At 54.3% G+C, this 9,693-nt stretch carries 9 protein-coding genes and 1 other annotated feature; of the genes, 5 read left to right on the forward strand and 4 right to left on the reverse strand.

The genetic code is table 11. The features are described from left to right. Positions 1-7 precede the first annotated feature (7 nt). Complete coding sequence (tyrA, locus tag URZ40_RS21380; protein ID WP_163330166.1) at positions 8-1,129, forward strand: bifunctional chorismate mutase/prephenate dehydrogenase; 1,122 nt, start codon at positions 8-10, stop codon at positions 1,127-1,129. Positions 1,130-1,189: 60 nt separating this feature from the next. Further along, the gene (locus URZ40_RS21385) at positions 1,190-2,062 is read left to right on the forward strand and encodes an SMP-30/gluconolactonase/LRE family protein (RefSeq protein ID WP_316380198.1); all 873 of its coding nucleotides are present in this window, start codon (positions 1,190-1,192) and stop codon (positions 2,060-2,062) included. On the opposite strand, the gene pheA is transcribed toward URZ40_RS21385, so the two are convergent. From pheA to bamD, 4 genes are all read right to left on the reverse strand, one after another. After that, positions 2,059-3,219, reverse strand: a complete 1,161-nt coding sequence (gene pheA / locus URZ40_RS21390; RefSeq protein WP_116343784.1) for a bifunctional chorismate mutase/prephenate dehydratase — start codon at positions 3,217-3,219, stop codon at positions 2,059-2,061. The two genes, URZ40_RS21385 and pheA, sit on opposite strands and share 4 nt — an antisense overlap. 30 nt (positions 3,220-3,249) lie before the next feature. Then, positions 3,250-3,375, reverse strand: a sequence feature (Phe leader region). Then, positions 3,327-3,374 carry a pheA operon leader peptide PheL gene (pheL, locus tag URZ40_RS21395; protein ID WP_100249759.1) on the reverse strand — a complete coding sequence of 16 codons (48 nt, stop codon included), beginning with the start codon at positions 3,372-3,374 and terminating at the stop codon, positions 3,327-3,329. (Overlaps the previous feature by 48 nt.) Positions 3,376-3,478: 103 nt before the next feature. Next, positions 3,479-3,820 carry a ribosome-associated translation inhibitor RaiA gene (gene raiA / locus URZ40_RS21400; RefSeq protein WP_003863162.1) on the reverse strand — a complete coding sequence of 114 codons (342 nt, stop codon included), beginning with the start codon at positions 3,818-3,820 and terminating at the stop codon, positions 3,479-3,481. A gap of 268 nt (positions 3,821-4,088) precedes the next feature. Continuing rightward, a complete protein-coding gene (gene bamD / locus URZ40_RS21405) occupies positions 4,089-4,826 on the reverse strand; it encodes an outer membrane protein assembly factor BamD (RefSeq protein WP_023308867.1) in 738 nt (245 codons plus the stop codon). A gap of 131 nt (positions 4,827-4,957) precedes the next feature. On the opposite strand from bamD, the gene rluD reads away from it, so the two are divergent. The 3 genes from rluD (at position 4,958) to clpB (ending at position 9,369) form a co-directional block, all read left to right on the forward strand. Beyond that, positions 4,958-5,938, forward strand: a complete 981-nt coding sequence (gene rluD / locus URZ40_RS21410; RefSeq protein WP_080330260.1) for a 23S rRNA pseudouridine(1911/1915/1917) synthase RluD — start codon at positions 4,958-4,960, stop codon at positions 5,936-5,938. Continuing rightward, entirely contained in the window at positions 5,935-6,666 is a 732-nt protein-coding gene (gene yfiH, locus URZ40_RS21415) for a purine nucleoside phosphorylase YfiH (RefSeq protein ID WP_316380974.1), read from the forward strand. Before rluD ends, yfiH begins: the two co-directional genes overlap by 4 nt. Before the next feature lie 129 nt (positions 6,667-6,795). Further along, on the forward strand, positions 6,796-9,369 hold the full coding sequence (gene clpB, locus URZ40_RS21420; RefSeq protein ID WP_116343782.1) for an ATP-dependent chaperone ClpB: 2,574 nt from the start codon (positions 6,796-6,798) through the stop codon (positions 9,367-9,369). The last annotated feature ends 324 nt before the right edge of the window (positions 9,370-9,693 follow it).

Here is a 9,693-nt window from a genome sequence, read left to right on the forward strand (position 1 = left end):
GGTAGTTATGGTTGCTGAATTGACCGCACTGCGCGATCAAATTGATGAAGTAGATAAGGCGCTGCTGGACCTGCTGGCGCGCCGCATGGCACTGGTTGCTGAAGTCGGTGAGGTGAAGAGCAAATACGGCCTGCCGATTTACGTCCCGGAGCGCGAAGCCTCAATGCTGGCCTCCCGTCGTAAAGAGGCCCAGGCGCTGGGCGTTTCGCCGGATTTGATTGAAGATGTTCTGCGTCGCGTGATGCGGGAATCCTATTCCAGCGAAAACGACAAGGGCTTTAAAACCCTCTGCCCGTCCCTGCGGCCGGTGGTGATTGTCGGCGGAGCAGGACAGATGGGGCGTCTGTTCGAGAAAATGCTGACGCTTTCTGGCTATCAGGTGCGCATTCTGGAAAAAGAGGACTGGGCGCATGCTCCGGAACTGATGAAAGATGCCGGAATGGTCATCGTCAGCGTGCCGATCCACGTGACGGAGCAGATCATCGGAAAGCTCCCGCCTCTACCGAAAGATTGCATTCTGGTGGATCTGGCCTCCGTCAAAAATGGTCCTCTGCAGGCGATGCTGGCTGCACATACCGGCCCGGTGCTGGGCCTGCACCCTATGTTTGGCCCGGACAGCGGCAGCCTGGCGAAGCAGGTGGTGGTTTACTGCGACGGTCGTCAGCCGGAAGCCTATCAGTGGTTCCTGGAGCAGATCCAGGTCTGGGGCGCGAGGCTGCACCGCATCAGCGCGGTCGAGCACGATCAGAACATGGCGTTCATTCAGGCGCTGCGCCACTTTGCGACCTTTGCCTACGGTCTGCATCTGGCGGAAGAGAACGTGCAGCTTGAACAGCTGCTGGCGCTCTCTTCACCTATCTATCGTCTGGAGCTGGCGATGGTCGGGCGTCTGTTTGCGCAGGATCCGCAGCTTTACGCCGACATCATTATGTCGTCTGAAAATAACCTGGCGCTGATCAAGCGCTACTATCAGCGCTTTGGTGAAGCCATTACCCTGCTGGAGCACGGAGACAAGCAGGCGTTTATCGACAGCTTCCGCAAAGTGGAGCACTGGTTCGGCGATTACGCCACGCGTTTCCAGAGTGAAAGCCGCACGCTGTTGCGCCAGGCAAATGACAGTCGCCAGTAATCCAATGATGTATATACTGAAAGCCAGCAATGCTGGCTTTTTTCATTTTGGGGAACTGTCATGGCTGAACCGCAGCTGCTGTTGAACTACACCGGGCATCTGCCCGAATGCCCGACGTGGAGCGCAGAAGAAAATGCGCTTTACTGGGCGGATATTCTGGAAGGGGAGATCCACCGCTACCACCTGTCAACGGCGGAACATACCGTGCTCTCCTTCCATGAAGAGGTGGGCTGCTTTGCCCTGCGCGAGCGCGGCGGCTTTATTGTCGCCATGCGCAACGGCATATGGCTTGCCGATAAGCATGGGCTCCTGCAGCGCAAGGTGTGCGATAACCCCTCAAACCCGCAGCTCGCACGTTTTAATGATGGGGGGACCGACCATCAGGGACGTTTCTATGCGGGCACGTTCTGGGGGCCGGGAGATTACAACGGTGCCCTGCTGATGCGCATCGACAACGACCTGGCGCCGAAGGTGATCCAGTGCGATATTCACGGGCACAACGGCTTAGCGTTTAGCCCGGATAAGCGGTGGATGTTTACCTCCGACACGCCAAACGGCGTAATTTACCGTACGCCGCTTGATGAGCATGGTGACCCTGGCAGGCGCGAGGTGTTTCGTCAGTTTAAAGCGGGAGAAGGGATACCCGACGGCGCGGCGATGGATGTGGAAGGCTGCTACTGGAGTGCGCTGTTTGACGGCTGGCGTATTGCGCGTTTTTCTCCGCAAGGGGAGCAACTGGAAGAATACCGCATGCCGGTGCGTTGCCCGACGATGGTCTGCTTTGGCGGCGACGACATGAAAACGCTGTTCATTACCACCACGCGGGAAAATATGGATGCGGAGGAGGTGGAGAAGTATCCGCTCTCCGGCGGCATCTTCACCCTGCCTGTCAGCGTAGCAGGGATGAAGAAAAGCCGGTTTATCGAACGTTAAGCCGGGTCAACCGGGACGACGTTTTCGCTCGGATAGCAGCCCAGCACTTTCATGGAGCGCGTGATTTCGCCCAGTTCGCGCAGGGCTTTCTGCATGGAAGCTGACTCCAGGTTGGCCTGGATATCGAGGTAGAACATCTCTTCCCACGGGTTACCGTGGATTGGGCGTGATTCCAGTTTGGTCATGATCAGGTTGTGGTTGCGCAGCACCAGCAGGGCTTCAACCAGCGCGCCGGCCTGCTGGCCGGTTGCCATCAGCAGCGTGGTTTTCGCCGGCACCTGGTCTGACACGTTGATAGCCTTGCGGGCCAGCACCACGAAACGGGTGATGTTTTGCGTCTGGTTTGCCAGGTTGCGTTCCAGCACTTGCAGTCCATACAGCGCGCCGCCCGCTTCGCTGCCGAGCGCTGCAACGGTTGGGGAGTTGGCCTGCGCCACTTTTTCCATCGCCGCCGAGGTGCTTTCGGTGTACTCAATTTTCCAGTTCGGATAGCGGTTCAGGAACTGGCTGCACTGCTGGAACGGCTGCGGATGGCTGTACACGGTTTCGATCGTGCTCAGGTCGGTTGAGCCGGAGACCAGCACGCAGTGATCGATAGGGATCGTCAGCTCGCCGACAAGTGACAGGCTGGTGTGCTGCAGTAAATCATAGACGTCGTTAATGGCACCGGAGCTGGTGTTTTCAATCGGCACGACGGCGTAATCGGCCTGGCCGGTCTCGACCTGGTTAAAAATGTCGGCAAACTTCGCACAGCCGCTCTCAATAAATTCTTCGAAGTGGCGCGCGGCATATTGACGTGCGGCCAGGTGAGAGTAGGAGCCTTTAGGCCCGAGGAAGGCGATGCGTGCCGAGTGCGGGTTGGTTTTGTTCAGATGCTGCTGGAGTAACGCTTGCTGGGTGAGAACGGAGTCTTCGATGATGAGCTGGAACAACCGGGTGATGTAATGGGCATCGAGGTGATGCGCTCTGCCTAGCTGGATCAGACGCTCCAGCAGGTCGCGCTCGCGGTCGATATCACGCACCGGGCGATGGGAGTCCAGTTTGGCTTTGCCTACTTCAATGGCGAGCGCGCGGCGTTCGGCCAGCAGCGCCAGCAATTTTTCATCCAGCGCGCTGATTTTTACTCGAAGATCCAGTAACGGGTTTTCCGGTGTCATAGTGTTGCCTGTCTCATTTTATCGTTATCAATAAAAAAGGCCCCCCGGTATGGGAGGCCTTATTGTTCGTCTTCGCATTCTTTATCACACGACGAAACGCCTCCCGTTCAGGGGAAGGTAAAAAAGAATGCGAAGAAGAACGGCGTAAGTTTCATAAAGTCATCCTGTGATTGATACCGTTAAAGTACCCGTACTGTTTTCACCCTGTCAATAAAAAACGCGCCCGAAGGCGCGTTGGCGGTACACTCAATTTAAAGGATTACTCTTCTTCAACTTCTTCCGCGAAGCTGGCGTCTTTCACCGATGTCGCGGCGCGACGGGCTTCACCTTTGTGTTGCACTTTATTGAGCTGCCGTTCCAGCTTGTTGATCAAATCGTTAATAGCGGTGTACATATCCTCGTGTTTTGCGCTGGCGACCAGATGGCCGTTTGGAGTATTGATAGTTGCGTCAGCGATGAAACCCTGGGGCTCCTTGGACAGGATGATATGTGGATTAATCAAATGAGTTTGCCATTTATCCAGTTTGGCGAGACGGTCTGCGACGTGCTGGCGAATTGCCGGAGTAATTTCCATTTGTTTACTGGTAATGTTCATTGTCATAAATTTTACCTCTTGTCTTTCCGTCTTGGTGATTCCAGCATACCCGACCTAATGTCAAAATGTGTGATTTAGATCACGTTATTTTGTCGGTTTTTGTCAGGGAATCTTTTTTGTGAGGCAGGGCAGGAAGAGGTGAGATTTACCTTGTGGAAGGTACGAATTGCGGTCATAGTTGACGGGATGTGTTGAGGCTAAAGCGCTTCAGCGGATGTCTGAAATGAATAAAGAAACGGCAGCCTTCTGGCTGCCGTTTTGCATTGAAGCGATATCAGGTGTTGCTGCTGTTCGCAGCGATGATTTTCGCCACTTTTTCAGCCTGAGCGGTCATCTGCATCTGACGGTAAGCATTTTCCATCAGCTTCAGGCCGTCACGCGTTGCCTGAGTATCCGGATAATCACGCAGCATACCTTCTACGCGGTTAACCACAGCAACCCATGCGCCACGGCGGGTATAGTATTCCGCAACGGAGTATTCATACTTTGCCAGACGATCTTTCAGGAACACCAGACGTTTGGTTGCGTCGGTGACGTACTGACTGTTCGGATAGCCGCGCACCAGCTTGGAGAAGTCATTGAAGGCATCGCGCGCATGCTGCGGGTCACGGTCGGAACGATCCACGCCGAAGAAGCCCTGCAGCGCACTATCATCCAGCGCCATGTTGGTCAGACCGCGCATGTACATAACGTAATCGATGTTAGGATGAGTCGGGTTCAGACGCATGAAACGATCGATAGTTGCCTGAGCCAGCGGCAGATCGGCATTTTTGTAGTAGGCGTAGATGAGATCTAACTGTACCTGCTGCGAATACGGACCAAACGGATAGCGATTATCCAACGCTTCCAGTTGCGTTATCGCCTGTTTCCAGTTACCGTCCTGCAACTTTTGTTGTGCAGTCGCATAGATTTCATTCGGCGGATTGTCAGGGACCTGTTCATTCGAACCGGAGCAGCCCACCAAAGCCAGGCTCAACGTGGCCGCTGCCACCAGATATTTCATGCGCGTCATGACGTTTTGACTTTCCTCAAATGTTTGTCCGGGAGAAACTCTGTTCCTGCTCCCGATTAAGACCAGCTACAATAGCACACTATATTAAACGGCAAAGCCGTAAAACCCAACGTTAAACAAAGAAGCAGTTTATGGCACAACGAGTAGAACTCACCGCAACAGTCTCCGAAAATCAGCTCGGTCAACGCTTAGATCAGGCTTTGGCCGAATTGTTCCCTGATTATTCGCGTTCACGCATAAAAGAATGGATCCTTGACCAGCGTGTGCTGGTAAACGGCAAGATCTGGGACAAACCAAAAGAGAAAGTGTTTGGTGGGGAAGCTGTTGCCATCAATGCTGAAATCGAAGAGGAAATCCGCTTCGAGCCGCAGGATATCCCGCTGGACATCGTCTATGAAGATGATGACATTCTGGTGATCAACAAGCCGCGCGACCTGGTTGTACATCCGGGCGCGGGTAATCCTGACGGTACGGTGCTTAATGCACTTCTCCATTATTATCCGCCGATCGCGGATGTTCCACGTGCAGGCATCGTTCACCGCCTGGATAAAGACACCACCGGTCTGATGGTAGTGGCGAAGACTGTTCCTGCTCAAACTCGTCTGGTGGAATCACTGCAGCTGCGTGAAATCACCCGCGAATATGAAGCGGTGGCGATTGGGCACATGACTGCTGGCGGCACGGTAGAAGAGCCGATCAGCCGTCACCCGACGAAACGTACCCATATGTCGGTGCATCCGATGGGTAAACCTGCGGTGACGCACTATCGCATTATGGAGCACTTCCGTATTCATACCCGCCTGCGTCTGCGCCTGGAAACCGGGCGTACTCACCAGATCCGCGTTCACATGGCGCACATTACCCATCCGCTGGTGGGGGATCAGGTGTACGGTGGGCGTCCGCGTCCGCCAAAAGGCGCATCGGATGAGTTCATCAGCGTATTGCGTAAATTCGACCGTCAGGCGCTGCACGCGACCATGCTGCGTCTTTATCATCCGATTACAGGAATCCAGATGGAGTGGCATGCGCCTATCCCGCAGGATATGGTGGAACTTATTGACGCCATGCGTGCCGATTTCGAAGAACATAAGGATCAAGTGGATTGGCTATGACCAAACTGATTGTCCCGGAGTGGCCGCTGCCTGCAGGCGTGGCCGCCTGTAGTTCGACCCGTATTGGCGGCGTGAGCCAGGGCGCGTGGGAGTCTTTAAACCTCGGCGCGCACTGCGGCGACAGCCTGGAGCACGTTGAAGAGAACCGCACGCGTCTCTTTGCTGCGGGAAATCTGCCGTCGAAACCGGTCTGGCTGGAGCAGGTTCACGGTAAAGCGGTACTGAAGCTGACGGGAGAACCATACGCTTCTAAACGCGCCGATGCCTCTTACAGTAATACTCCGGGCACGGTTTGTGCCGTCATGACAGCCGATTGTCTGCCGGTTCTGTTCTGTAATCGCGCAGGCTCTGAAGTGGCTGCCGCGCATGCGGGCTGGCGTGGCCTGTGCGAGGGCGTTCTGGAAGAGACTGTCTCCTGCTTTAATGATGATCCCGCCAATATCATGGCGTGGCTTGGTCCGGCGATTGGGCCTCGTGCTTTTGAAGTGGGGCCAGAGGTTCGCGAAGCCTTTATAGATAAAGATCCGCAAGCCATTGAGGCCTTCCTGCCTGCCGGGGAAAAATATCTGGCGGATATTTATCAGCTTGCCCGCCAGCGCCTGAATAATATTGGCGTAATGCAGATCTTCGGTGGCGATCGCTGTACGTTCACCGAAAAGGGTGATTTTTTCTCCTATCGCCGCGACAAGACGACGGGTCGTATGGCAAGTTTCATTTGGCTGATATAACCTAAAGAATCAAGACGATCCGGCACGTGCCGTTTTCTTTTCACATAATTCAGGTCATTAACCTTGAATAATTGAGGGATGACCTCATTTAATCTCCAGTAGCAAATTTGACCTGTTATGGGAGGAGTTATGCGTCTGGATCGTCTTACTAATAAATTCCAGCTTGCTCTCGCCGATGCCCAGTCCCTTGCACTGGGGCACGACAACCAGTTTATCGAACCTCTTCATTTAATGAGCGCCTTGCTAAATCAGGAAGGGGGATCGGTACGTCCTTTATTAACGTCTGCTGGCATTAATGCTGGCCAGTTACGCACCGCTATCGATCAGGCGCTGAGCCGTTTACCGCAGGTAGAAGGTACCGGCGGTGACGTGCAGCCGTCTCAGGATCTGGTGCGAGTGCTGAACCTTTGCGACAAGCTGGCGCAAAAACGTGGGGACAACTTTATTTCGTCGGAACTGTTTGTTCTGGCGGCGCTTGAATCACGCGGTACCTTGACCGACCTGCTGAAATCTGCCGGTGCAACCACCACCAATGTGACTCAGGCGATTGAGAAAATGCGCGGAGGTGAAAGCGTGAACGATCAGGGAGCCGAAGACCAACGTCAGGCTTTGAAGAAATTTACGGTCGATCTGACCGAACGCGCTGAGCAGGGCAAACTTGACCCGGTGATCGGCCGTGACGAAGAGATCCGCCGTACGATTCAGGTACTGCAGCGTCGTACCAAGAACAACCCGGTGCTGATTGGTGAACCGGGTGTCGGTAAAACCGCCATCGTTGAAGGGCTGGCACAGCGTATCGTGAACGGCGAAGTGCCGGAAGGGCTGAAAGGCCGCCGCGTACTGGCGCTGGATATGGGCGCGCTGGTGGCCGGTGCGAAATACCGCGGGGAGTTCGAAGAGCGTCTGAAAGGCGTGCTGAACGACCTGGCGAAACAGGAAGGCAACGTTATTCTGTTTATCGACGAACTGCACACCATGGTGGGTGCCGGTAAGGCGGACGGCGCGATGGATGCCGGGAACATGTTGAAACCTGCGCTGGCGCGCGGTGAACTTCACTGCGTTGGTGCCACTACGCTTGATGAGTACCGTCAGTACATTGAAAAAGATGCTGCGCTGGAACGTCGTTTCCAGAAAGTGTTTGTCGCTGAGCCAAGCGTTGAAGATACCATCGCGATCCTGCGTGGTCTGAAAGAGCGCTATGAACTGCACCACCACGTGCAAATTACTGACCCGGCCATCGTTGCGGCGGCGACGCTTTCGCATCGTTACATAGCCGACCGTCAGTTGCCCGATAAGGCCATTGACCTGATTGATGAAGCAGCTTCAAGCATTCGTATGCAGATTGACTCGAAGCCGGAAGAGCTGGACAGACTTGACCGACGCATCATTCAGCTCAAGCTGGAACAGCAGGCGCTGAAGAAAGAGTCTGATGAGGCCAGTAAAAAACGCCTCGATATGCTCAATGAGGAACTGGACGATAAAGAGCGCCAGTATTCTGAGCTGGAAGAAGAATGGAAGGCAGAAAAAGCCTCCCTGTCAGGCACGCAGACTATTAAAGCAGAACTCGAACAGGCAAAAATTGCCATTGAGCAGGCGCGACGCGTGGGCGACCTGGCGCGGATGTCGGAGCTGCAGTACGGCAAAATCCCTGAGCTGGAAAAACAGCTTGAAATCGCCACGCAGTCTGAAGGCAAAACCATGCGTCTGTTACGTAACAAAGTGACTGATGCGGAAATTGCTGAGGTGCTGGCGCGCTGGACCGGTATTCCGGTGGCACGCATGATGGAAAGCGAACGCGATAAGCTGCTGCGCATGGAGCAAGATCTGCATCAGCGCGTGATTGGTCAGGATGAGGCAGTTGAGGCAGTGTCCAATGCTATTCGTCGTAGCCGTGCCGGGTTGTCCGATCCTAATCGTCCGATTGGTTCATTCCTGTTCCTGGGGCCAACCGGTGTCGGTAAAACCGAACTGTGTAAAGCGCTGGCTAACTTTATGTTCGACAGCGACGACGCGATGGTGCGTATCGATATGTCCGAGTTTATGGAGAAACACTCCGTCTCGCGTCTGGTCGGTGCGCCTCCGGGATATGTTGGTTATGAAGAGGGTGGTTACCTGACCGAAGCGGTGCGTCGTCGTCCTTATTCCGTCATTCTACTGGATGAGGTGGAAAAAGCGCATCCGGATGTGTTCAACATCCTGCTGCAGGTGCTGGACGATGGTCGTCTGACCGACGGGCAGGGGAGAACGGTCGATTTCCGTAATACGGTAGTTATCATGACCTCGAACCTGGGTTCCGATTTGATTCAGGAACGTTTCGGTGAGCTGGACTACAGCCATATGAAGGATCTGGTGCTCGGTGTGGTGAGCCATAACTTCCGTCCGGAGTTCATTAACCGTATTGACGAAGTGGTGGTATTCCATCCTCTGGGTGAGAAACATATTGCGTCGATTGCGCAGATCCAGCTGCAGCGTCTGTACAAACGTCTGGAAGAGCGTGGTTATGAAATTCACATCTCCGACGATGCGCTGAAGCTGCTGAGCGAGAATGGTTACGATCCGGTGTACGGTGCGCGTCCATTAAAACGTGCTATCCAGCAGCAGATCGAAAACCCGCTGGCGCAGCAGATCCTCTCCGGAGAGCTGATTCCGGGCAAAGTTATCCGTCTGGAAGCCAACGACGATCGCATTGTGGCAGTGCAGTAAGTCACAAAACGCAAAAACGAGCCGCTTGCGGCTCGTTTTTGTTTAAAAACCAGGCGAAAATTGAGGTCTGGGATGCGTTTCGCCTGGAAAGTGAGCAGTCAGTAAATAATTTTCACTTTATCCTTGCAGCTTCGGAATTACTCCCTATAATGCGCCTCCACTGACACGGAACAACGGCACACACGCCGCCGGGTCAGCAGAGAAAGGCAAAATAAACGCTTGACTCTGAAGCGGGAAAGCGTAATATGCACACCCCGCGCCGCAGCGAAAACGAAGCGGCACTGCTCTTTAACAATTTATCAGACAATCTGTGTGGGCACTCAA

This window comes from Enterobacter sp. 296B2, from assembly GCF_034106185.1.
In the GTDB taxonomy this organism is placed as follows: Bacteria; Pseudomonadota; Gammaproteobacteria; order Enterobacterales; family Enterobacteriaceae; genus Enterobacter; species Enterobacter cloacae_N.